General features: G+C 46.9%; 21 protein-coding genes and 1 pseudogene. 18 read left to right on the top strand and 4 right to left on the bottom strand.

Going from position 1 to position 25193, the window contains the following annotated elements; translation table 11 throughout:
- Window positions 1-25 precede the first annotated feature (25 nt).
- The 4 genes from codB to HNR77_RS05710 all read left to right on the top strand — a co-directional run bounded on the left by codB (window position 26) and on the right by HNR77_RS05710 (window position 4732).
- A complete protein-coding gene (codB, locus tag HNR77_RS05695) occupies window positions 26-1303 on the top strand; it encodes a cytosine permease (RefSeq protein ID WP_184181600.1) in 1278 nt (425 codons plus the stop codon).
- Window positions 1272-2540 carry a cytosine deaminase gene (locus HNR77_RS05700; RefSeq protein WP_184181601.1) on the top strand — a complete coding sequence of 423 codons (1269 nt, stop codon included), beginning with the start codon at window positions 1272-1274 and terminating at the stop codon, window positions 2538-2540. The genes codB and HNR77_RS05700 overlap by 32 nt, the downstream gene beginning before the upstream one ends.
- A gap of 471 nt (window positions 2541-3011) precedes the next feature.
- A complete protein-coding gene (locus HNR77_RS05705; RefSeq protein WP_111268794.1) occupies window positions 3012-4076 on the top strand; it encodes a polysaccharide deacetylase family protein in 1065 nt (354 codons plus the stop codon).
- A 173-nt stretch (window positions 4077-4249) separates the two neighbouring features.
- Window positions 4250-4732 carry a hypothetical protein gene (locus HNR77_RS05710; protein WP_260410330.1) on the top strand — a complete coding sequence of 161 codons (483 nt, stop codon included), beginning with the start codon at window positions 4250-4252 and terminating at the stop codon, window positions 4730-4732.
- An 88-nt stretch (window positions 4733-4820) separates the two neighbouring features.
- On the opposite strand, the gene HNR77_RS05715 is transcribed toward HNR77_RS05710, so the two are convergent.
- Window positions 4821-5684 (bottom strand): LysR family transcriptional regulator, encoded by an 864-nt coding sequence (locus tag HNR77_RS05715; protein ID WP_184181603.1) that lies wholly within the window; start codon window positions 5682-5684, stop codon window positions 4821-4823.
- 116 nt (window positions 5685-5800) lie between these two features.
- Between HNR77_RS05715 and HNR77_RS05720 the strand changes: the two genes are divergently transcribed.
- Window positions 5801-6856, top strand: a complete 1056-nt coding sequence (locus HNR77_RS05720; protein WP_184181606.1) for an alkene reductase — start codon at window positions 5801-5803, stop codon at window positions 6854-6856.
- Here the strand turns inward: HNR77_RS05720 and HNR77_RS05725 are convergent.
- The gene (locus tag HNR77_RS05725; RefSeq protein WP_184181608.1) at window positions 6839-7189 is read right to left on the bottom strand and encodes a winged helix-turn-helix transcriptional regulator; all 351 of its coding nucleotides are present in this window, start codon (window positions 7187-7189) and stop codon (window positions 6839-6841) included. The genes HNR77_RS05720 and HNR77_RS05725 overlap by 18 nt on opposite strands.
- Before the next feature lie 183 nt (window positions 7190-7372).
- On the opposite strand from HNR77_RS05725, the gene HNR77_RS05730 reads away from it, so the two are divergent.
- Window positions 7373-8287 (top strand): DsbA family oxidoreductase, encoded by a 915-nt coding sequence (locus tag HNR77_RS05730; protein ID WP_184181610.1) that lies wholly within the window; start codon window positions 7373-7375, stop codon window positions 8285-8287.
- 193 nt (window positions 8288-8480) lie between these two features.
- Here the strand turns inward: HNR77_RS05730 and HNR77_RS05735 are convergent, their stop codons facing one another.
- Entirely contained in the window at window positions 8481-9044 is a 564-nt protein-coding gene (locus HNR77_RS05735) for a GNAT family N-acetyltransferase (protein WP_184181612.1), read from the bottom strand.
- 356 nt (window positions 9045-9400) lie between these two features.
- Here HNR77_RS05735 and HNR77_RS05740 point away from each other — a divergent pair, with 356 nt between their 5' ends.
- The 9 genes and pseudogenes from HNR77_RS05740 to HNR77_RS05775 all read left to right on the top strand — a co-directional run bounded on the left by HNR77_RS05740 (window position 9401) and on the right by HNR77_RS05775 (window position 18812).
- Complete coding sequence (locus HNR77_RS05740) at window positions 9401-10780, top strand: cytochrome ubiquinol oxidase subunit I (RefSeq protein ID WP_184181614.1); 1380 nt, start codon at window positions 9401-9403, stop codon at window positions 10778-10780.
- Window positions 10777-11790: a cytochrome d ubiquinol oxidase subunit II gene (locus tag HNR77_RS05745; RefSeq protein ID WP_184181616.1), complete on the top strand. Its 1014-nt coding sequence runs from the start codon at window positions 10777-10779 to the stop codon at window positions 11788-11790. The genes HNR77_RS05740 and HNR77_RS05745 overlap by 4 nt, the downstream gene beginning before the upstream one ends.
- A gap of 100 nt (window positions 11791-11890) precedes the next feature.
- Entirely contained in the window at window positions 11891-13690 is a 1800-nt protein-coding gene (gene cydD, locus HNR77_RS05750) for a thiol reductant ABC exporter subunit CydD (RefSeq protein WP_184181906.1), read from the top strand.
- Between the two features lie 2 nt (window positions 13691-13692).
- On the top strand, window positions 13693-15504 hold the full coding sequence (gene cydC / locus HNR77_RS05755) for a thiol reductant ABC exporter subunit CydC (RefSeq protein ID WP_184181908.1): 1812 nt from the start codon (window positions 13693-13695) through the stop codon (window positions 15502-15504).
- Between the two features lie 514 nt (window positions 15505-16018).
- Window positions 16019-16281 (top strand): annotated as a pseudogene (locus tag HNR77_RS30595) (lysostaphin resistance A-like protein); the annotation flags it as partial.
- A gap of 27 nt (window positions 16282-16308) precedes the next feature.
- Entirely contained in the window at window positions 16309-16539 is a 231-nt protein-coding gene (locus HNR77_RS30600) for a hypothetical protein (protein ID WP_311768586.1), read from the top strand.
- 249 nt (window positions 16540-16788) lie between these two features.
- Window positions 16789-17388: a hypothetical protein gene (locus HNR77_RS05765; RefSeq protein WP_184181618.1), complete on the top strand. Its 600-nt coding sequence runs from the start codon at window positions 16789-16791 to the stop codon at window positions 17386-17388.
- A 169-nt stretch (window positions 17389-17557) separates the two neighbouring features.
- Entirely contained in the window at window positions 17558-18349 is a 792-nt protein-coding gene (locus HNR77_RS05770; protein ID WP_260410356.1) for a MerR family transcriptional regulator, read from the top strand.
- A complete protein-coding gene (locus HNR77_RS05775; RefSeq protein WP_184181622.1) occupies window positions 18336-18812 on the top strand; it encodes a hypothetical protein in 477 nt (158 codons plus the stop codon). The genes HNR77_RS05770 and HNR77_RS05775 overlap by 14 nt, the downstream gene beginning before the upstream one ends.
- Before the next feature lie 436 nt (window positions 18813-19248).
- Here HNR77_RS05775 and arfA read toward each other — a convergent pair whose 3' ends face one another.
- On the bottom strand, window positions 19249-20760 hold the full coding sequence (arfA, locus tag HNR77_RS05780; protein WP_111270964.1) for an arabinosylfuranosidase ArfA: 1512 nt from the start codon (window positions 20758-20760) through the stop codon (window positions 19249-19251).
- 239 nt (window positions 20761-20999) lie between these two features.
- On the opposite strand from arfA, the gene HNR77_RS05785 reads away from it, so the two are divergent.
- From HNR77_RS05785 to HNR77_RS05795, 3 genes are all read left to right on the top strand, one after another.
- On the top strand, window positions 21000-21935 hold the full coding sequence (locus HNR77_RS05785; protein ID WP_184181910.1) for an ArsR/SmtB family transcription factor: 936 nt from the start codon (window positions 21000-21002) through the stop codon (window positions 21933-21935).
- Between the two features lie 244 nt (window positions 21936-22179).
- Window positions 22180-23028, top strand: coding sequence for a BglG family transcription antiterminator LicT (gene licT / locus HNR77_RS05790; protein ID WP_184181624.1), 849 nt, complete (start codon window positions 22180-22182; stop codon window positions 23026-23028).
- 160 nt (window positions 23029-23188) lie between these two features.
- On the top strand, window positions 23189-25168 hold the full coding sequence (locus HNR77_RS05795; RefSeq protein WP_184181626.1) for a beta-glucoside-specific PTS transporter subunit IIABC: 1980 nt from the start codon (window positions 23189-23191) through the stop codon (window positions 25166-25168).
- The last annotated feature ends 25 nt before the right edge of the window (window positions 25169-25193 follow it).

Consider the following 25193-nt stretch of genomic DNA (forward strand, 5'->3'; position numbering starts at 1 on the left):
GAACACTTTATCTGGAGGGTTTCTGATGAGCAAACAAGATCAAGAGTTTTCATGGCAAGAGGTGCCCAAGACACAGCGTAACAACTTCTGGAAGACATTATCCGTTATGCTTGGTTTTACGTTCTTCTCGGCTAGTATGCTGGCAGGAGGTACACTCGGTGTCAGTCTGACGTTTATGGAATTCATGGGCATTGTGCTGGCAGGCAATCTGGTGCTGGGCATTTACACTGGAGCGCTGGCCCATATCGCTGCCAAGACAGGACTATCTACCCATCTACTGGCGAAATATTCGTTTGGTGAAAAAGGCTCTTATCTGCCCTCATTTTTGTTAGGCTTCACACAGGTTGGCTGGTTCGGGGTTGGCGTAGCCATGTTTGCTATTCCCGTTGCCAAAGCGATGGATTGGAATGTGTATCTGCTCATTTTCCTGTTTGGTCTGGCGATAACAGCTTCAGCGATCTTCGGTATGAAATCACTTGTCATTCTTGGATATATTGCGGTTCCGGCTATTGCTATTCTCGGAGGATATTCCATGTTCGAGGGGGCCGGGGCGCTGGGGGGACTGCAAGGCTTGCTGGATTACACACCAACACAGACGCTTACTGCGGCTGCGGCTCTGACGATCTGTATCGGTTCTTTCATAAGCGGGGGTACACTCACTCCCGATTTTGCACGCTTTTCCCGTACGTCCCGTCAGGCTGTGACCGCTACCGTAATTGCCTTTTTTCTCGGTAACTCGCTGATGTTCCTGTTCGGCGCAGTTGGCGCTATGGCTTATAATCTCGCTGACATATCAGAGGTAATGTTCCTGCAAGGTCTGCTGATTCCCGCCATCATCGTACTGGGTCTGAATATCTGGACAACCAATGACAATGCGCTGTATGCTTCGGGTCTTGGCTTTGCCAATATTACGAAAATTTCGAAGAAATTTTTTGTAGTGGTCAACGGTATTATCGGAACTGTGCTCGCGATGTGGATGTACAACAACTTTGTAGGGTTCCTGAACGTGCTGGGCGCAGCCATCCCTTCGATTGGAGCCATCATTATTGCAGATTATTTTATTGTCAAAAGAAGAGTCTACGCACCGTTTGCTGATATGAATTTCAAAAAAGTAAACTGGGCTGCCATGGCCGCATGGGCCATTGGCGTTGCCTTTGCACAGCTTGCTCCTGGAGTAACGCCACTTAATGCACTGCTCGGTACAGCTGTAGCTTATATCGTAATCATGGGCATCGTGTCCATGACATCATCCAAAGAAAAGGGGAAGACAAATGATTATACAGAACGCAAAATTGCGGGGTAAAGAAGGACTATGGAACATCATCGTCAGAGACGGGAAATTTGAACAGGTTACACAGGAACAGCAGGCTGCTGAAGACGAAGAGACGCTGGATGTGAACGGTGCCCTGGTGCTGCCTCCATTTATCGAGCCACATATTCATCTGGATACTACCTTGACAGCAGGGGAGCCGGAGTGGAATCTGAGCGGGACCTTGTTTGAAGGCATTCAGCGCTGGTCGGAGCGTAAAGCATTTCTGACACAAGAAGACGTAAAAAAACGTTCCAAAACCGCATTGAAATGGCAGATGGCTCAGGGCATTCAGCATGTAAGAACACATGTAGATGTCACAGACCCAAGCCTGACGGCAGTCAAAGCGATGCTGGAAGTGAAGCAGGAGCTGGCTCCTTATATCGATATTCAACTGGTGGCTTTCCCGCAGGAGGGCATTCACTCTTATCCGAACGGCGCTGAACTGCTGGAAGAGTCGTTGAAAATGGGTGTAGATGTAGTCGGCGGCATCCCACACTTCGAGTTTACCCGTGAATATGGTGTGGATTCGATGCGAGTGGCTTTTGATCTGGCGGAAAAATATGATCGTCTCATCGACATTCACTGTGATGAAATTGATGATGAGCAGTCCCGATTCATCGAAGTTGTAGCCAAGGAGGCATATGAACGCGGCCTAGGCTCACGCACCACGGCGAGCCATACAACAGCGATGGGCTCTTACAATGATGCGTATACGTACAAGCTGTTCCGCCTGCTGAAGATGGCTGACCTGAACTTTGTGTCCAATCCGCTAGTGAACATTCACCTTCAGGGACGTTTTGACACGTATCCAAAAAGAAGAGGTTTGACACGCGTGAAGGAGCTGCAGGAGGCAGGCCTGAATGTATGCTTTGGACATGATGACATTTTCGATCCATGGTACCCGCTCGGTACAGGCAATATGATGCAGGTGCTGCACATGGGCATACACGCGTCTCAGCTGCTGGGGTACGACCAAATTGTAAATTCTATTGACCTGATTACGCAAAATAGTGCAAGAACACTGCACATCGAGGATCGTTACGGTATTGAGTCAGGCAAGCCGGCCAATTTCATCGTGCTTGAGGCGGAGAATGAATACGAAGCGGTTCGCAAGCAAGCAGCGGTTCTGTATTCCTTCAGAGAAGGGCGCAAAATCGCAGAATCGAAACCGCGTGACACATCCATTATTCTGGATGGCAACATGGAGAAGGTTACGTTTAACAAATAGTTACAGAACAACTATGGTTTTGAGATGTAGCTTATAACCAAAACGTTGCTATACAATTGTGCCAAGCGAGATATCTTCTCTCCCTTTATGCAGGGCTAGACTTCTATAAGGAGGATAGCCCTGTATCAGGGAGTTTTCTTTTTATTGAAAAAATCTGGGGATAACAGCGATTGGAAGGTTGTTCTGTCATCGGAGTGGGATTGTGTAAAATCTTTAGCTCAAATTATATAGGATATATTGTAATAATTTGAATTTACTTCAATATAAACATCGTTTATACTAGATTCAACCCGAAGTTTCATAGATGACATCCAGAGAGAGGAAGTTTGCTTATTTTATTTTGAAAGCGCTTCATCACAAGCGGCATATCAAAATATTGAGAGGAGGGATCAGAGTCCTGGCAGTAAAAGCACCAGATTAAAACAAAACAAAATAAATATTATGTAAACCAAAATATTCGGAGGTGTGTTCATGTTTAAGTCCAAATTGTTCAAAGCTGTTATGTCCGTTGCTCTCCTTGGTTCTATATTTGCAATTCCGCCGCTTCCTTCAGCTACTGCCGCTGATGCGAGCTGCCCTAACGGGTACGTTGGCCTTACCTTTGACGATGGGCCTTCCAACAATACAAACAATATTCTTAATGCATTGAAGCAGGCAGGCTTGCGTGCCACAATGTTTAATACAGGACAAAATGCGCAGAACAACCAGGCTTTGGTGCGGGCACAGGTGGCCGCCGGGATGTGGATTGGCAATCACTCCTATACCCATCCCGATATGACAAAACTGAACGCTTCCCAGATGGCTTCCGAGATCACTCGAACACAGCAGACTATTCAATCCATTACGGGTACAACGCCAACGCTTTTCAGACCGCCATATGGTGCTACCAATGCAACCTTGAAATCCGTTATAAGCCAGAACGGTTTAAGGGAGATGCTCTGGAATGTCGATTCACAGGATTGGAATGGAGCTAGTGCTTCTCAGATCGTAGCAGCCGTAAATCGCATGGCGAGCGGTGACGTCATTCTGATGCATGATCAGTACCAGACTACACTTCAGGCAATTCCGCAGATTGCCCAGAATCTGAAAAATCGCGGCCTGTGTGCGGGTATGATCTCCCCGGCTACTGGACGTGCTGTAGCACCGGATGGAGGCACGAACAACCCGCCGGCAACCACCGTACGAATTGAGACGGAGAATATGACCAAGAGCGGTCAATATACTTCCAACATCAGCTCGCCATTCAACGGTGTAGCCTTGTATGCCAACAATGATGCTGTGCGGACCACACATAACTTTACGACGGGAACACATTCCTTCTCGCTTCGCGGGGCATCCAACAATAATAATATGGCAAGGGTGGATCTGAAGATTGGCGGTCAGACCAAGGGGACGTTTTATTTTGGAGGCAGTAGTCCCGCTGTGTATACGCTGAATAATATCAGTCATGGTACAGGAAACCAGACCATTGAGCTGATTGTAACCGCAGATGACGGTACATGGGATGCATATCTGGATTATCTGGAGATCAGCTAATCAGTCGATTTTTCTTTATGAGTGGGCATCCATCTGAAGGACAGATCATGAGTATCTAGTATGCTCGAACATTTATTTTAGGGAGTGTCTGAAAACGCTGAAGGCGGTAAAAGATGCACTTCAGTAGGTTTCAAGACACACCGAATTCTGCTGACAAGGGGATTAAGGCAAGCATGCTGCCGTTAGTTGTTTACCGTGACCATGTGTATACGGAATCTGCAACGACGCTGGAGGGCGCGGATGCTTTGGCGCTTCGAGGTGCGAAGCTCGGTACAACTAGCGGCGGCATCCATGAGTTGAGCAGTAAGGACGACTACAAAGAGCTGGCTTCGACGATCGGTGAGGCAGATATCTACGCTGTGAAAGGATATGATACCGATTTTCGGGTGATGTCTTATACCGAGATAGACGGTCAAGTATATGCGCAGCTGTTTGATAAAACGAATGATATGACAATCAGCGGCGGAGCAGAACTGGAAGAACGGCTCTATGGAAAAGAAGATCGCAAACTGATTTACTTGACTTTGGAAGATAAAACAACGGTTGCCCTTGTGCTGTTTGGAGAAGAAGGGTTGGTGCGTTACGGTCATGTGCCTGTATTTTTTGAAGTAGAGCAGGGGGCATTCCAGAAATTCTGGAACAGCTTGGGTAAATAAGTTACATTGGAATCGAAGAGAGCAGCCCCGGGCTGCTCTTTTTTTATATGTGAATTGTTGTCAAAAAGGAGAAGTACGAGCTGCCGGTTCAGAAGGTGATACACTTCTCGTTTAACAGTCTCATGAACTGCTGAAGCGCGCTGCTGATATATCGATTCTCACCCCGAACAAAAGTGGTGGAGGTTGGCGTAAGTACATCAGACAGATCATGCAGTGAATAGGCTTCGGGATGATTGTGCACAACGCTGCACGGCATAATGGTAACCGCAATGCCGGATTCTACGCAGCTAAGCAGATTTTCCATTGTACTGACTTCAATCAGCTTTTTTGCAGACAGTCCTTCCTCCTGAAGAAACTTCTCCGTAATTTCCCGATAAGGGCAGCCTTGCGGAAACACAACCCATGAAAGTTGACAAAACGTTTCCAGAGGGGTGTCGGTCCGTTTGGATATGATGTGAACCGTATCCTGCATCTCGTATTCAACCTTCAACCCTTCTGTAACACAAGCGCCGCTGATAAAAGCGCCATCGAGCTCGGAAGACTCGATTTTATGCCGCAGTACCTTGGGTGAGGTAGCATTCACAAGCGATATGGACACGTCTGGATACAAGATCTGATACTCGTTCAAAATGTCGATGAAACGACGTGAGGCGGCTGTTTCCACAATCCCGATACGCAATGTGCCGGATGGCTCCACCGGGTCTGTCATCTCCTGTTCCAGATCATACAGCAGATTGCGAATGCGTGCAGCATAAGCAAGGAACTGCTCTCCTTTTTCCGTAGGCATCACACCCTTGGAAGAGCGGTTAAACAGCTGCACCCGGTATTCTTCCTCCAGCTTTTTAATACGTGTCGTCACATTGGACTGGGCATAGTTTAGTTCTTTGGCGGCTTGAGAGATTTTGCCCGAGCGACCAACGGCGAGCATGATATCAATATCGGATAATTCCATGACAGCCTCCTGCAAGGTATCTCTCTGAGTGATACACCTATATATTTTAATCATTTTACGATATGTCTTATCCATTCTACAATAGCTTTAATTTCAAACAGAGAGAAGGAAAAGACATGTCAAATTCAGAATTAACCATTTTTAAACCAGTAACGATCAACCAGTGGAACCTGCGTAATCGTATCGTCATGGCTCCGTTGACCCGGGGGTTTGCACGAGATGAGGATGGGACAGTAACCGAAGAAATTGCCGCATATTACGAACAACGTGCCAAAGATGGTGCGGGACTAATTATTACGGAGGGCATCAACCCTATGCGCTCAGGCAAAGGGACTTATGGCATACCCGGATTATATACGGAGGCACAGACGGCTTCATGGAAAAAAGTAACCGAGGCGGTTCATCGGCACGGCGGCACGATCATCGCGCAGTTATGGCATGTGGGCCGCCTGTCGCATTCGGACCTGATTGGCGGGAAGCCACAGGCCCCATCGAGCATACAGGCTGAAGGAAGGGTTCATAAACTTCATAAGCCTTATGAACTCCCTCATGCAATGACGATTCGAGAGATTGAGGACGTGGTTGCTCATTTTCAGCTGGCTGCTCGCAATGCGGTTCTGGCAGGATTTGACGGAGTGGAAATTCACGCAGCACACGGTTATCTGATTGATCAATTTATCAATGAGCGCACCAATCTACGGAATGACGAGTATGGGGGAGACCTTCAGCAGAGACTTCGTTTTTTGAAAGAAGTTATTGCAGCCGTACAAAAAGAAATCAGCGCAGATCGTATAAGCATCCGATTTTCCGAGAAAAAGGATGACGATTCATCCTATGAATGGGCCCTTAAAGCAGAGACACTGGCCGCATATCTGGAGCTATTCCGTGAAACGGGCATCACCATCCTGCATCCCTCGACTGAAAATTACACCAAGGCGTGGTCAGATGGACTTCACTTTCATCAGGCGGTGCGGGCACAATGGGAGCATATTGTAATTGGAGTAGGGAACCTTGATTTGCAGACCGCGGAAAAGGCGATCCATGACGGAGTTATCGACCTTGCAGCCTTTGGTCGGCCATTTATTGCGAATCCCGACCTGGTACAAAGGTGGCAATCCGGACTTCCGATAACTACGTACAATCAAAATGAACATTTATCCATTCTGCGGTGATTCGGTAACTCTTTGCATATTTTTCTGACCCCACAGCACCATCGATTCAATGAGTGGAACCAGCTCCTTACCGGATGATGTGAGTGAATACTCCACTCTTGGCGGTATCTCATTGTACTGCTCCCGATGAACAATTCCATATTGAATCAGGTCCTTCAGGCAGTTCGTTAACATCGTTGGTGTGATCCCGGGAAGTCTTCTTTTTAACTCGTTATATCGAATGCTGTCATCTTCACTCAAAATAGCCAGAATCGGAAGATTCCACTTGCCGCCAATCACTTGAAAAGCATATGTCGCCGGGCAAAGCTGATCAAAATTAAAGTCATATTTCAATTGAAAAACCTCCAGAGAATGGTTAGTGTGAAACAATGATTTAAGAAAAACGTTGATGTGACTCAATAGTATACTTTTTGATACTTAGTCAGAAAAAGAATCGTACTTGTTCTAAAGATTATAGATATTATAATCATACTAACACATTAATCTATTGAATAAGATCAAAAAGGCGGGATAACGATGAGTCATGAATCGATGATGTGTGACCTGGAAACAGGTGTATGCGGCATAAATGATGAAGAAGAGATGCAGGTTATTGATCTGAAGCAGGAAGAGAAGAAAATAACGTTGTATTATGCGACAGACCCGATCTGTTCACACTGCTGGGCACTGGAGCCTGTGCTGAATCGGTTTATAGAGGAGTACGGTCATTATTTTCAGGTGGAAACTAAAATGGGCGGTTTGTTAGCAAGCTGGGAAGGGTTTTCCGATGGGGCAAACGGGATTCAGAAGCCTTCGGATGTGGGTGGACATTGGAGAGAAGTAGGGGAGCACTCACGGATGCCAATTGACGGTTCCTTGTGGTATGATCATCCGATTCAGTCTTCCTATCCGCCGTCTCGTGTATTTAAAGTCATTCAACGTATGGTTCCGGGGAAGGAGCAAGTGTTTCTAAGAGCTGCACGTGAAGCTGTCTTTGCATTGAATCGTAACATCGGGGAAGATGATGTGCTTGTTGAGCTTATTGATGATCTGGGGCTGAATGGCAAAGTAATCGTAGAAGCAGCATCACAGCAATCGGCACAAGATCTATTGGAAGAGGATTTCGAGATGGTGGCCCGGCTGGGAGTTAGAGGTTTTCCATCGATTATTATTGTGAATAAAGAGCAGCAAGGCATCAAGGTGGTTGGTGCCCGTACACTGGAGACGTATGTTCAAGCGCTGCAGCAGGTTTTGGGTGAAACACCGAAGCCGAAGAAGATCAAAGCATTGTCTCACAAAATTGAAGAAGGACATCTTCTGTTTTCCAAAGAAATTGAAGTGCTGTACGACATCGAGCAGCAGGATGTGGAGTCTTATGTACAATCCCAACTACAGGAAAACACGTACCGGGTACAGCAAATTCTAAATGAAATGGCTATTCAGCGGGTGTAATGTCTCAGGAAAAAGATGACAGCAGAATTAGTACATTTATCCATGTATTATTACAAATTCCCCGAGGGATATACTTTGAAAAAGTCACATTAATACATGTTTATTTGTTAATTGAACAAACGTGAAAAAGCAGCTGCTCTGAACATGGGCAGCTGCTTTTTAGATATACATCTTAGAATAGACGAAGTCCGTATCACAGGTTTTTGTAATAAACGAGATGATCCACCCATTCCTCATGTTCATAGATAAAGCCTTTGCGGACACATTCAAATTGCAAGCCGACACGTTCAGCAAGCTTGATCGAAGCATGATTATCCAGATTAATATGGGCCTCCAAGCGGTGAAACTTCAATATTTCAGCCGCAATCCGAAGCACCTCGCTTACGGCCTCTTTGCCATATCCGTTTCTCCAATGCTGATTGTGGATCGTGTAACCAAAGCTGGCCCATTGAAATGGTTCCCTAGCCAGCGTGGCGATATCAATCATGCCCAGGTGGGTGCCATCTTCTTTGCTGAATACTCCAAATATATAAACCTTATCGGTACGCGCCAATTCCTGGTGCCGTTCAACGAGTCGTTCGAACCATTCCGGTGTGCATTCGCTCATATCTATTTTTCCAGGATCATGGCGATGCAGGGAGGGAGCGCGGCTTTCGAATTCATGCAGCCAGTTCGCATAGTCTTCGTTCCGTAATGGGCGGATCACTAATCGTGTCGTCTCCGACAGATGATCAAATGGACCTTCAATAATATTCAATAAAACATCTCCTTATGTATGGGTTTATCCGAATAATACAGTATGTCTGAATCAAGCAACAGTGAGACAAGCGTGCGAGCTTCCTCAGTTTAACATAAATCGTTGCTCTTATAATGGGTTTCATCCGATAAATCAATAGCCCGAAAGGGTGGTTGTGAACAATTTCACCAACTTGTCAGAAAATGTTGAGCCTTTCTTGAACGTTTAGAGGCGAAGACGTGTCATCGATTGAATTGCTTCAAATTGAGGATATACTAATTTTGAATATTAGGTCTGGGTCTAGTGGCAATCTATCACTTTCATTTGAATTGTGAATTTTTTTCATGAGACATTTACTACAGAGGAGGCATTACAAGATGGCAATCGATACGGTGTTATGGAGCAGACTAGTAACAGGTCTGACCCTAGGTTTTCACGTCATTTTTGCAACACTTGGTGTGGGTATACCCCTGATGATCTCGATTGCAGAATTCATCGGCATTCGCAAGCGGGACCCTCATTACATACTGATGGCCAAGAGGTGGTCGCGAGGATTTGTCATTTCAGTGGCCGTAGGGGTGGTGACTGGTACGGCGATATCCCTGCAGCTGGCTCTGGTCTGGCCAAACTTTATGAAGCTGGCCGGCAATGTCATCGCACTGCCGTTATTTATGGAAGTGTTCGCGTTTTTCTTCGAGGCGATCTTCCTGGGCATCTATCTGTACACGTGGGATCGGTTCAAAAATCCTTACATCCACTGGCTGTTAACCATTCCCGTTGTAGCTGGAGCAGGCATGTCGGCTGTTTTTATTACAACTGTGAACGGATTTATGAATCAGCCAGAAGGTTTTGTCATGCAGGCAGGGCAGTTCGCAGCCGTCAATCCCGTGCAGGCCATGTTAAATACGGCATCATTCTCCAAGGTATTTCATGTGCTTAGTTCTGCTTATGTTACAGGAGCCGCTCTGCTCGCGGGCATCGCCGCGCTGGCGATGCTAAGAAGAGGTGCATCAGCCTACCACAAAAAAGGCTTAAATCTGATGATGGCCGTTGTGCTGGTGTTCAGTTTGCTAAATACACTTGCTGGTGATGTATCCGCCAAATTTTTGGCTGAGCATCAGCCGGAGAAGCTGGCAGCTGCAGAATGGCATTTTGAAACAGAACGTGGTGCGGATTTGATTCTGCTGGGGTGGCTGAATGCCGAGCATGAGATTATAGGCGCACTGCATCTGCCCAAGGTGCTCAGCTTTCTGGCCTTTGGGGATTTTAATGCCGAGGTCACTGGGCTGAACGAATTCCCGCCTGATGAGCAGCCGCCATTGCTGGTGCATTACCTCTTTGATCTGATGGCAGGTATCGGGTTCGCGCTGTTAGCCGTGTCTGCTTTGTACTTTCTCTTTGTGCTCTGGAAGAAGCGTAACCCGCTCAACAAATGGCTGCTTCGTCTGGTTGCTCTCAGCGCGCCGCTTGCCTTTCTGGCAGTAGAAATGGGCTGGTTCTATGCCGAGATCGGGAGACAGCCCTGGATTATTCGAGGATACATGCGCGTAGAGGAGGCTGCTACGACATCCCCGAGTGTACGCATTTTATTTTTTGTTTTCCTGCTCTTATATATTGTGCTGGGTGTGATATGTGCGCTCGTTCTGAAGCGTTTGTTCAATAACAACCCTGCCGAGCTTGAAATGGAGAAATGGATCAAGACGAGGGAAGATCGGGATCAAGCTATTGAAGCAGGGAAGGGAGGACATTTGACATGAGTTATGAATTGATTGGCATTTCGGTGCTCTGGCTGTTCCTGTACGGATATCTGATCGTTGCATCGATTGATTTCGGAGCCGGATTTTTTGCCTTTTACGCACGCCTGACCAAGCAGGACCATCTGATTAATCGTTTAATCTCTCGTTATTTATCTCCTGTATGGGAGATTACGAATGTATTTTTTGTATTTTTCTATATTGGCATCGTCGGTTTTTTTCCAGATACGGCTTCATATTATGGCGCGGCATTGATCGTTCCGGGCAGTATTGCCGTCATTCTGCTCGCCATTCGGGGATCGTTCTACGCGTTTGAAAATTATGGCTCCAAGAACAACATCGTATACCTGTTCTTATATGGAGCTACCGGATTGCTTATTCCCGCATCCCTGTCCGTGGCACTGACCTTGTCGGAAGGGGGATTTATTCTGAAGCAGGGTGAGACCGTGTCGCTGGACTATTGGGCCTTGCTGACTAATCCGTTGTCATGGAGCATCGTTGGTCTCGCCATCGTTTCGGTCTTATTTATCAGCGGCTCGTTTCTAACGTTTTACGCCTCGCGGGCAGAGGACGGTGCTGCACTTCAACTCATGCGGAATTATGCCTTGTTCTGGAGCACGCCAACGATCATTTTGGCCCTGACCTCCTTTATATATCTGGGGCAGCACAATGCGCGTCATTTTCAAAATATGATGGACCTCTGGTGGCTTCTCGCCTTATCCGTGGCGTTCTTCATGATTGCGATGTGGCTGCTGTACAACGGTCGCCGTTACGGACTGGCATTTATCAGTGTTATGCTGCAATTTTTCTGTGCGTTCTTTGCCTATGGCATCGGTCAGTATCCTTACATTCTAGATCCGTATATCACCATTCATAGCAGCGCAACTCCGCCAGCGATGGGTTTCGCCCTAGTCGTCGTATTTATTGGAGGGCTATGTCTGCTCATTCCTTCCCTGATTCTGGTGTTCAAGCTGTTTCTATTTGATGCCGATTATGTCAAAGGAAAAAGATAAAGGAGGGTATCTTGTGAAAAGGCAAAGGAAAAAGCGGGCCGAACAATCAACAACCAAGCAAGCTGCACGGCAAAGGAAACCATCTGGTCGGCGGAAGTCCATGCTGATTCAGCAGCAAATGTCATCACTTCGTAAAAGCAGGCTTCTCCTTATGGCCTTTTCACTAGCCCTTGGGGCAGCTGTGATCGCTCAGGCCGTATTCACAGCTGAAGCAGTGCAGCGAATCTTTGTAGAGAAAGCTGCATTGGGCTCGATTGTGCTGCTACTCGGCACGCTGCTCGCGGTTATGATCATCCGAACTCTGCTCATGTACGGTAACGGAAAGGTTGGTCTGCATATGGCAGCCCATGCCAAGACACGGATGCGAGCCATGGTGCTGCAGCACCTGACCCGGGCCTCCATGTTTTCCTCGTTACAGGGGCAGACAGGAGGTAAAGTCAGTGTTGCACTGGACGCGGTAGATGAAGCGGATAGCTATTTTAGTCAGTACACTCCGCGTATGATGGAGGCAGCGATCATTCCGATTTTAATATTAACGGCTGCCTTCATCTTACATGCGAATACAGGCTGGATTATGCTATGCACTGCACCCTTTATTCCACTCTTTATGATTCTGGTGGGTCTGCAAACCAAAAACAAGTCTGAAGAGAAGTATGAACAGCTGGCTATGTTCTCGGGAACGTTTCTTGATTCACTTCAGGGGCTGGTGACACTGAAGATATTCGGTCGTGCAGACCGTCAGCAGCAGGAGATTGAACGCAGCAGTCTGGGATTCCGCGATACAACGATGAGCATTCTGAAAATTGCGTTCACCAACACATTTATGCTGGAAGCGATTGTTATGTTAAGCATCGGCATTGTTGCACTGGAGCTCGCCCTTCAGCTGCTGGTGTTCAAGTCCATGAGCTTCCATACCGCTTTTCTGGTGCTGCTGCTCGTTCCTGAATTTTATAGTTTGCTCAAAAATACAGGAACGGCCTTCCACACCGGACGCACAAGCATGGGGGCTATTCGCAAGGTTGAGCAATTGTTAGAAGAGGCATCTCAAAAGGAACATCAAATATCACGGTCACCTCAGGACGAGATGACTCATCCGTTTGCACAATCGGAAATGGAGACATACAGCGTATCCGAAGAGGAGCGATCTGCATCTTATCTACCGCCAACGATTGAACTTCAAAATCTGCGTTTTCGCTATGCTTCGGAGGGGTTTGAACTTGAAGTGGAGCAGCTGGGGCTTAATCCGGGAGAACAAATCGCAATCGTTGGCAAAAGCGGCTCGGGGAAAACGACCTTGCTGCATGTCATTTCGGGTTTATTACAACCGACAGCAGGAGCTGTACTCGTTAATGGAAGGCCGCTCGCGCAATGGAGTGAAATCAACTGGTTCAAACAGATCAGCTATATTACACAGCATCCGTATATTTTTGCAGGCACGCTTGCTGAAAATATCGCTATCGGTGCAGGGAAGGATGTATCCCGAAAGGATATCGAAGCAGCGGCTGAGCAGGCAGGTCTTGCTGACATGGTTGCCGGGCTGGAAAACGGATTGGACACCCCTGTGGGAGAAGCAGGCAGAGGATTATCTGGCGGGGAAAAGCAAAGACTTGCTCTTGCTCGCGCGTTCCTGAAACGACCTGCCGTTATTTTGTTTGATGAACCAACGGTTGGACTTGATCTGCACACAGAGCGAATACTGCAGCGCTCGATCGCATCACTGGCTCAGACAGCAACGATGATTACCGTAGCCCACAGGCTGTATACCATTCAGCAAGCGGATCGGATTTTGTTTATGGCAGATGGCGTGCTCGCAGATCAAGGCACACACCAGGAGCTTATGGAGCGTTTACCCGCATACGCCGAGATGGTTCATATGCAGCAAAGAGGAGGGATCGCATGAAGGTGAAGGAGCTGGCCGTACTTTCCAAAGCCATGATGCAGGAACGCAAAGACATTCTGTTATCCATTATGTTCGGATTTATTGCTGGTACAGCGGGAGTAGCACTCTTCTCCGCCAGTGGATACATGATCTCTCAGACCGTATTTGCGCCGCCGTTATACACGCTGATTGTGCTCACATCGATGGTTAAACTGCTTGGGTTTGTGCGTGCAGCGAGCCGTTATGGGGAACGACTCGCCTCACATCGGGCAACGTTCTCCATTCTGAGCCGTTTGCGCACCACATTTTTTGCCAAGCTGATTCCTCTCACTCCGGGAATATTGAATAAAAATCGAAGCGGAGACCTGCTGGCGCGCATCGTTGGTGATGTGGAAAGCTTGCAGCATTACTTTTTACGTGTAGCCTATCCTCCAGTGATGGTCGTGATGGTGTTCCTGTGCACCGTCATATTTACCGCCGTTTATTCCTTCTGGATTGCATGTTTGCTTGTGGCAGGCATGCTGATTACAGCGTTTGTTGTACCCGGACTGGTGGTCAGCTGGCAGCGTAAACGAAGTGATCAGGTGCGTCAGCAGCGCGCAAAGCTGTCTACCGAAGTGACTGAAGTGTTATATGGCTTCCGTGATCTGAAAATATATGGACAATTGGCACAGCGGGAGCAGATGCTGGAGCAGGCCTCTGATTTGCTTGCCCGTGAACAACAGAGATCAGCCACACAGCTGCTTCGAGGACAGTCGATGCACATATTGGTCACCTACCTGGTAACCTGGGGAGTGCTTGCAATCGCTGCTTTTTTGATCGGAAAGGGGGAGCTGTCCGGTGTATTCCTGGGGATGCTGATTCTTGCGGCACAGACGGTATTTGAAGAATCGGCCGCAATGGCTGTGCTGCCTGCTTATAAACAAGACAGTGAGTATGCAGCCAAACGCCTCGCGGAGGCTGTACAGCCCGGTCATGTGCAGGATATACAAGCTGAACGAGCCGAACAAGATGAGCCGGGTCAGCAAGTGAAGCGAGGTAAGCCAAGTCAGGATCTGCAAGGAAATCACTCAATGATCGTAGACGTATCAGCGGTTGCGATCGAGCTTGCTAATGTTTCTTTTCAGTATGAGGGCGAGTGGCGTTCTGCCTTGAAGGAGGTTTCTCTTCATTTTGCAGCCGGCTCCAAAACGGCCATTGTCGGACCCAGCGGCTCAGGCAAATCAACCATTCTGGATCTGCTGCTCAAGCTGCGTACTCCGGCATCCGGCGTTCTGAGACTGAATGATGTCTCGATTAATGAACTGCCTGAAGAGAGTATCTGGCGCAATACTCACGTTGTACTGCAGCAGAGCCATTTCTTCCGTGGCACAATTCGGGACAACCTGCTGGCAGACGATCAGAATCTGGACGAGGAACGGGAGGCAGAGCGGTTACTCCGTGTGCTGAATGCGGCTCAATTACAGCATCTGTCTCTGGAAGACATCGTGTATGAAAAGGGTGAAAATCTGTCAGATGGTGAGAAGCAGCGCCTGGCCATAGCAAGAGCAATGCTTCGCCCTGGAACATTATGGCTCCTGGATGAGCCTACATCTGCGCTGGACTATGTGACAGAAGCTCGTGTACTGAAGAACCTGATGGCCCAAGCAGTGAATGATACACTGCTGCTCATCTGCCATCGGTTGACGGGGCTTGAACAGATGCATCAGATTGTCGTAATGGATCAGGGCCGAGTCGTGGAAACGGGTACGTTCGATGAATTAATGAGTCAAAAGGGTTATTTTTATGAGATGAAGCAAATTGAACTGCAGATGATTGGAGATCAGGACGCTTAACCTGTGAAGAAGAAAAGCCGCATATTGCGGCTTTTTTGCGTTAAAAGTTACGGGCATATTCCAAGTTACATATACACCCAAGCATGACAACTGATTTCTGAATGTTTGAAGTGAAAGCAGTGTTGCAGATATTGACGAAATATATCAGTTCCAGAATTTAGACATAGATGTATAATATAAGAAGTCAGTCCAACACTTGAAAGAAGGGTTTGTTAAGATGAAAAAAAAGATGAGAACGATGATTCAATTCCCGTTGATATGGGTGATTACAGGCGTGATTTTTCTAGGAGTATCAAGCTTCATCACTCAAAGGATGTTCACTAGAACAGAAGGCATCATGTCAATTGTGCTGGCGCTTGCGGGAAGCGCTCTATCCATTGCGATATACATACTAATTATGAAGCTCATGGCAGGTCGAAAAGTACAGGAATTACATAGGCAACGGATGATAAGAGAGTTAATGTTCGGTGCAGGAGTTGGACTGCTGCTGATTGGAACCTCTGCCTTGATCATTATGCTGCTAGGCGGATACAGCTTCACACGGTCGCAGGAGCACGCCGCTGGTTCAATTATTGCTTTGGCGATTGGTGCAGCTGTGGTAGAGGAGTTGATCTTTCGCGGTTTGTTCCTGCAGGCGATTGAGAAGCGCGGCGGAAGCTGGATTGCTCTGGCGGTAACGTCTCTTTTTTTGGTCTGGCTCATCTGCCGAACCCGGGAGCAACACTGTGGAGTTCAATTGCAATTGTCATTGAGGCGGGTGTTCTGCTTGGGGCAGGCTTTCTGTGGCGACGCAATTTGTGGTTTGTGATCGGACTTCATTTTGCGTGGAATGCAGTGGAGGGCATGCTGGGCATTCCGGTTTCGGGGATTGTTTCCCAAGGATTTTTTGATGTAGAGCTGTCAGGGCCAGCCTTGTTGACAGGCGGCAGCTTCGGACTTGAAGCATCTATTGTACCTGTCATGATCAGTTTAATGATTGCCATCCCTATGTTGATCCGTGCACAGCGTAAAGGACATATTCACTCCAGGAAATAAGGGAGCGATCTCATTATCACACCGTATTTTCACCATATTCGCAAACAAGAGGCAGGCCGGGAAACGGCTTGCTTTTTTTTTGTGTTGGCATGTATACGCGGGAAGGAAAAGATTAAATATGATCTGATGCTGCCTCGTTTCACCCGCGAAGCATTTCCTGTTTTGAACTGAAAGCTGTGTTATTCGCACAGGCAAGTCGTCCACCCATTGCGTAGACTACAGTAGATCAAGTCGAGTGAGGTGAATTCCATGGCTAGAACCAGTGAAATACACGACAAGGCAAAGCGATTCAAGGATCGCCCGGTCTGCGTGACTCTTCATAATGGCGAAACGTACATCGGGTACATCTCTGGCGTGAACGACGAGGGCGTAATGCTCAGCGGTGGCGGGAAACTTGCAAAATCTCAAACATCCACGACCAAAACCAAAACAGCAGGTACAGCACACAGTGCTTCTTCTAAAATGAAACCCAAGTCAGCCGGAGCTGGTAAAACCACATCCTCCCGAAGTCGGAGAAAGGTCAATGGTGCTCGCAAGTCAGGCACACGATCTCGGGCTGCTTCCCGTACTTCACCGCATCAAGCTCAAGTGTCGTCCTTTATGCCAATGATGGGCTCCCTGTTGGGCGGCTTTGGTGGATTGGGCGGAGCAGGGGCGGTTGGCGGTATGCTTGGCGGCGGGATGCGCTTGTTTGGCATGATTCAGCGTTTCGTGCCTGTTGTGAAAATGGGCTACGGCATGATCAAACAGATCCAGCCGTTTATGGGTGCTGTGCAGGGCCTGATGACACCGCAGAATCAGGCTCAAGCCACACAGGCCGAGGCTGAAGCGGAGGAGCAAGAGGCTTGAACATTACCAAATAACAGAGGGGAAATTGCAGCTTCCACCAAGGGCGATGGATACATCGCCTTTTTGGCGTTCTATTTTGAAGCAAAAGGAGTATGTGAGAATTTACAGGCTTTACAATGACGTTAACGTTATTGTTTATAATGGTTGAAGGAAGGAGTGAAGAACCGTGATGCTCATTGGAGAATTAGCCCAAAAAACGAATATTAGCAAAAGAACACTTCATTACTATGAACAGATTGAGTTGTTACACCCCACACGTATACTGGAGAATAAATATCGTTACTATGATGAACATGCCATCCTGAGACTTCAAAAAATTCTTCTGTTGAAATCCATTGGCTTTACGTTGGAGCAGATTAAGGAACTGTTTCAAAACAAGAACAATATGAAAGAAAACGAAGATTGGGTGACCTCTTTAAACGAACAAATAGAGCTTATTGAACGGAAAAAGCAAGAATTGAGCCGGAAGCAGTATTATCTCAGGTCAACGATTCACAGCATTCAACTCAAAGGAACCAATGATCTTGAAGACTTGTTACAAGTTATATCCAAGATGGAGGACCGCCCCCTTCAAGAGGGGATAATTCAATCTGAATTCAGCGATGATTTACAATTAACTTCAAGAGAAAAGGATATATTGCATCGTCTGCCTGTCCTCGGCAGTAATGATCCACGAACAGAAGAGCTTATCACGATTTTCCAGCACATACGTGGATTGATGTCTTCTTCTCCTTATTCTCCAGAAGCCCAGATGGTTGCCGGACATTTGTACGAAAAGGCATTAGCGTTATTTGATCAGGATGAAAGCCTGCTGGACAAATACTGGGAACTTATCATCCCCAAAGAAGATGGTGTGGAGCCTGTAGTGATGGGAATGGACAAGGAATTCATGTCTTATGTGAATGAGATGATCGACTATTTTCTCAAACAAAGAGAGGACAATGGACATGCTGGAACGTAAAAAAGTACGGTTGTACAGTAACAATGCCTGGCTCCTGATCTTGCTGACAGGTCTACTGATTATGCTTTCTGCTTGTGGCAATATAGAAGATGCATCCGATGAAATGAATCGTGAACATTCAAAAAGCCAAGCTGAGCAAAACTCAGATGTAATTAATGTAGAGGTACTGGTGGAAAGTGATCTGGATTCGGTCGTTGACCTGAAGGTAGAGATCGATGCTCGAAAACATCCGCAAAGTGTTTATTCGGAATCGGTTGAAGTTCCTTACAGGGAGAGCTTTGTCATTCCCAAAGACACCTTCATTCCGCTGACATCCACCCATGTTGAAGCAAGCATACAGGAAGGTGCCAGCTGGATAAGCTGTTCTATTCTGTATGATGGAGAATTAGTAGTAACTCACAAGTCACGGGGGAAGGGGGCAAAAGCCCTTTGCGAGAAAAATTTCCGACTGGGCCCCGGGTGACCTTGTGGAGTAAAGTAGTTGCCAGAGGTTACTTTACTGCAGGACGTCATGTGAGCGCTAACGATTCCCAGCGAGCTTATTCGGGCAAAAATCGAGCATTGGAAAATCTAACGATTCTGAGGAACGCTATTTCGCTCTGAAATAGGTTTTCGGTGCAGAAAACAGCCAGTTTGTTCAAAATAGTGTCTTCTGGGATCGTTAGCTCATCAATTGGGCTTAACAGAGGCAAATAAGCCTCCCTGAGATCGTTAGAGCCATGCCTAAGATTAGGTAGTTAATTCGTTGTTTAGCATCGCTTGTTGGAGGAGGGGGGATACGGTCGCAAGTGTGCCAAAGTCTCCTGTTCTTATCTACAGCAAATCACCCCGTACCACAATCCAGGTACGGGGTGAAAAGTCTTGAAGTTACTACATCAGGCGGAACGACTAAACAGCGATTAGGCCTGTTTTGTTGTTTTCAAACGAATGACGTTCCAGGAAGCCTTGTTCAGCACAGCTTGCACTTTCCCTTGATCCACTGTAGTGTGTCCACCGTTGTGAGGCAGCACGTTATGTGGATTTTCTTTCGTGTTGGTTGCTTTAATGTCATTGCTCTCCAGCACGATATGTTCCACAAATGTCGTTTCTCCGAAGGAACGAAGATCAACATTCAGTTCCATGGACTCATCCAGATGGCGATTCACTGCAAAGATCGTGATGGTGCCGTTTTCCTCATCGTGTACACTGATTGCTTCAAGATAAGGCACATCAGTGAATTCTTTGGAATCATATTTAGGCGAATTTGTGATAGAGCGCAGCACTGTACCACGTCCAAAGTTGGAAGCGTGCAGGAACGGGTAATACGTTGTCTGGAGCCAGATCGCTCCGTTGTTTTCCGTCATGATTGGAGCAATCGTGTTAATCAGCTGTGCGAGACACGCCATTTTTACACGGTCAGCGTGCTTCAGGATCGTAATCAGATAACAGCCCACGGCAAGTGCATCTTCATGCGTATATACATCTTCGAATTCTGGCGGGGCAATCTGCCAGCGCTCCTCCATACGGCTTGTTCCGATGGAGTTCCAGACATTCCACTCATCCAGAGAGAGCATCAATTTCTTTTTACTGCGTTTTTTGGCTTGTACAAAATCACAGATCGAAGCAACACTATCAATAAATTGGTCCAGATCCAGCGATGTCGCCAGGAAGTCATACGTGTTGTCCTTGTTATTGTTGTAATACTGGTGCAGGGACAAATAATCCACATTATCATAAGTGAGATCGAGCACAGTTGCTTCCCAATCGGCAAATGTACTCATGCCGGAGCTGGAGCTTCCGCACGCGACAAGCTCGATATCCTTGTCTACCCATTTCATCGCTTTGGCCGTTTCGTTAGCAATACGTCCATACTCATGAGCAGTCATTGCACCAATCTGCCAAGGGCCGTCCATTTCGTTACCGAGACACCATGTTTTGAATTTATGAGGGTCTTTGTAGCCGTGCGAGACACGCAGGTCACTCCAGTATGTTCCGGATGGATGGTTGCAGTATTCAACCAGATTTCTGGCTGCATCAATACCGCGTGTTCCCAGGTTAACCGCCATCATCACTTCGGTGCCGACCAGCTTGGCCCAATCCGCAAATTCGTTTGTGCCCACCGCATTGGTTTCAATCGTCCACCAAGCAAGCTCAAGTCTGCGTTTACGCTCCGCTACCGGACCAACACCATCTTCCCAGTTGTAACCGGATACGAAATTACCGCCTGGATAACGAACGATCGGTACATTCAGCGCTTTGATTGCTTCAATTGCATCCTGACGGAAGCCTTGTGCATCTGCTGTTGGATGACCCGGATCGTAGATACCGCCGTATACGGCACGTCCCAGATGTTCTATAAATGAGCCATAGACACGCGGGTCTACTTCAGCGATTTGAAAATCTTTATCGATCAGCATTTTGGATTGCAGCATAACGAAAACCTCCATAAGTTTGAATTGGTGTTTTTGTAATACAACGACTAATTATTTTGTTTTCATCTAAATTGAATTCGCTTAAAAGCAAAATCAATGCATTGATTTGTTATCTAATATGTATCATAATGCTAATATATTGAGCAAGTTCATTTTATACAGTTCGCTAAATAACGAATCCTAAAAAAGGGGAGCAACCATCCTCAAGATGAATATATATGATCAAGGAAGTGGAATTTATGATGCTTGGAACCGATGCGAAGTCGCTGCTTGTGTACGAGGCTCTGGCAAGTGAAGCTCGTCTAAATATCGTGCGGCTGCTGCTTCAAAACAGAGAGATGCACATTAATGCTCTCGCCGGGGAGCTTTATCTCAGCAAAGCTATCGTCAGCACACATGTCAGCAAGCTGCAAAAAGCAGGCATTGTCGGCAGTCGAATGAAACGGGAAAACGGCGGCACCTACAAATATTGCTTTATCGTGCAAGAATTCATGACCATCCATCTGTCACCACCCTTGCCCGTGAAGACTTCTTACCACGAAGTATCCATCCCGGTAGGACAATATACAGATTATGAAGCATGGCCAACTTGCGGGATTGCAACAACAACCCAGGTTATTGGACAATTCGACACACCCGCCTGCTTTATGGACCCCGATCGGGTTAATGCGGGAATTCTTTGGATGGCAAGAGGTTTTGTTGAATATAAGATTCCCAATTATCTGCATAATGATCAGCATCTGCGAGAGATTGAAATTTCACTTGAACTCAGTTCGGAAGCACCTAAAGTCAACGAGAACTGGCCATCCGATATTCGCTTTACACTTAACGGTTATGATCTTGGAACATGGACAAGTCCAGGTGACTTCGGTGATCGAAAGGGTAAGCATACCCCTTTATGGTGGAAATTAGACGTTAATCAGTATGGAGTATTGAAGGTGCTGCGTATCAACGAGGAGGGTACGTTTATGGATAGCCAGCGAATCTCGGATGTTTCCATATCAGACCTGAAGCTCCAGTCAGCCACGTATTGGACGTTTGGATTGAAGCCCGAGGAAAGCGCGGCGGGACGTGGAGGACTTACACTCTTTGGCAAGGGCTTTGGCAACTACGATCAGGATATTATGATTCGATATTATTATGATGCACAGAAAAACAATACTTCGAATGAATAGAATATGCTATTTGTTATCAATTTAAATAAAGGCGGTATCAGGCATGAAGTCAGATACCCAAAAAGCATATCATTATTCCAGAGGTATAGTATTGACAACGATTACATGGCTGGTATAGAATACAGCTATATAAGGAGTGTCACTGATTCGATCAGGCACCACCACAGTCTGGATTTCACAAGTGTATTGGCTTGTGTATTCGACCATGGTGGTGCTTTTTGCATATTGGGGGGGTGAGAACATCATGAGGTTCAAGAAATCATTAAACAACAACATCGCCCTGGCGGAAGACGCCGAAGGCTGTGAAGTCATTGTCATCGGGACAGGCGTTGGCTTCAAAAAAGTAAAGGGACAGCCGATCGAGCAGAGCCAGATTCAGAAAATGTTCCGGGTTGGTTCGAATGATAAATATCAGCGAGTCGAGCAATTTCTTAGCGATATCCCTCTGCAAGTCATTGATATCACGGATCAGATTATTGAAGAAGGCAAAGAGATTATCGGAAAAAAGCTGAATGACTCCATCCTGTTAACCCTTGCGGATCATATTCATTTTGCTCTGGATCGTTTCAGAAAAGGGGTGGATATGCAAAATCCGCTTCACTGGGATATCAGGCATCTGTATCCTGCGGAATACCGCGTTGGAGAATTGGCAGTCAAAAGAATCAATGACGCTTTTCTGGTCTCGTTGCCTTCTGGTGAGGCCAGCTCCATTGCCCTTCATTTTGTGAATTCGCAATTTGATTCGGGCAGTATGAACCAAACGATCAAGATCACACAGATGATTAACGACATTTTAGGTATCATGACTGCTCATTATGGAATGGCGCTGAATCAGGAGTCGGCTGATTTCTCCAGATTCATCACCCATCTGAGATACTTCATCGTTCGACAAATGAACCGGGAAGTGCTCTCATTCAAGGATCAGCAGTTTTTATATGATGTATTGTCGGAGCGATATCCTGTCAGCTTCCAATGCGCACTCAAAATAAAGGAGGCGATGGAGCAGCAGCGCGGATTCGTGATTACTCCCGATGAGATGGTATACCTCATGATTCACATCGAGAGAGTGACATCCCGTACCGACGCGGGTTGACCTCAATGCAACCAGTTTGAAGTTATACCATTATGCATGTGAATTGAATATGGAGTGTTACTGATACGATCAGGCACCACCAAATGTTTCCGATTCCGCTTCTGCAGCGGGCCGGGTTTACATTTGGTTTTTTTTTTTCGCCAAAAAAGGAGGAAGCAGCATGAATCACCGGGAGTTGTCCAAAGAGATTATTCGTTTAACGGGAGGACAAGAAAATATTACACAGGCTTGGCACTGCATTACTCGCTTGCGTTTTAATGTGCGGGAAGAAAACAAGGTTCAACTCGAGCAGATCCGCGCACTGGATGGTGTTCTTGGGGCACAGTTCCAAAGCGACCAGTTTCAAGTGGTGATTGGCAACAAGGTTGCTGCGGTGTATGAAGAGCTGGAGGAGCAATTGAAGCAAAACGGCGTAGTAAGAGCAGAAGCGGAACCGGAACCGAAGCGTTCCAGAGGCATCAATGCCGTACTGGATACGATCTCGGGCATATTCACTCCGATCCTTCCTGCCATTGTAGGTACAGGTATGCTCAAAGGCATATTGGCATTACTCGTGACCTTGGGAGCTATACAGGAGACAAGTGGTGAATATCAGATTTTGGCGTCTGTAGCCAATGCAGCCTTTTATTTCTTGCCTTTCCTGCTTGCTGTATCGTCTGCACGAAAGTTCAAAGTGAATGAATATATCGCTTTAACCCTTGCAGGCACATTATTATATCCGACCATTCTGAATGCTTATCTGGAAAATCATCTGGAACCGATTCGTTTTCTCTCGCTGCCGGTGTCCATCGTCAATTATACCCAGTCTGTCATTCCGATTATTCTCGGAGTATGGCTCTTGAGTTATGTACATCGCTGGGTGGATCGGTTCATTCCTGGACCTGTCAAAGTGATTTTCACCTCAATGATCGTACTGGTTATCACTGTTCCTATCTTGTTAATCGCCATTGGACCACTTGGGAATTACATCGGTATTTATCTGGAGATCGGCACATCCTGGCTTTTTGCTCACTCGGGTCCATTAACAGGCATCGTGCTAGGCGGACTTATGCCAGTGATTGTTATGACGGGTATGCATTATGCGTTTTTCCCGGGAACATTACAGAACTTGAGCAAGCTCGGTTATGACGTGCTGTTACTGCCGCTCAACCTTGTAGCCAATATGAGTCAAGCTGGTGCCGTAATGGCTGTATTCCTCAAAACCAAAAACAAATCGATGAAATCCATTGCTTTATCCAGCGGTATATCTGCTTTTCTGGGCATTACAGAACCTGCAATCTATGGTGTAACGCTGAAGCTGAAAAAACCGTTCTATGCTTCTATTATCGGTGGAGCAGCTGGCGGTGGTTTTATTACAGCAGTTGGGCTGAAATGCTTCGGTTTTGCCGTACCGGGCCTGTTGTCACTGCCTTTATATATCGGTCCAGATGGGGGTATGGCAAACTTCTGGTATGCGCTCATCGGAATTGGCATCAGCTTTGTCGTTTCCTTTACGGTGACCTTGCTGCTCAAGTGGGATGAACCCAATGCTGTGCAGGCTGCAGCGCCAACTGCATCCCAGCAAGGAAATGCAACCAAGTCAGAGCAGGCAGCAGCGACAACAACTTTGGCATCAACAGCATCAACAATATCGTCTGATCAAGACATGTCTCCGTCTGTAACGGTTCATTCCATTGAGGAAAAGAAAGGTGAAATTTACAGCCCGCTCACTGGCGATCTGGCCTTGCTCAAGGAACTGCCTGATCCTACTTTTGCAGAAGAAATGACAGGAAAGGGTATTGCGATTTATCCCAAAGAGGGACGTGTAACCGCGCCGTTTGACGGAACCGTAACGATGGTAGCCAAAACGAAGCATGCAATTATGCTGACCTCCTCCAGCGGAATTGACATTCTCATTCACGTTGGGCTGAACAGTGTGTCGCTCAAAGGCAAGTTTTTTGACGCCAAGGTGACTGCCGGACAAGAGGTGAAGAAGGGCGATCTGCTGCTTGAATTTGATATGCAAAGCATTCAGTCGGCCGGCATTAATCTGGTAACCCCGGTGATTGTAGCCAACACGCCAGATTATCTTGATGTGGTTCCCGTTCAGGTGAAGGGGGTGATTCCAATGAATGAATTGCTGCTGCTCACCGTTCGTTAAAAGTTTATTACAAAACGAATGAAGG

The organism is Paenibacillus sp. JGP012 (assembly GCF_014203995.1).
Taxonomy (GTDB): domain Bacteria; phylum Bacillota; class Bacilli; order Paenibacillales; family Paenibacillaceae; genus Paenibacillus; species Paenibacillus silvae.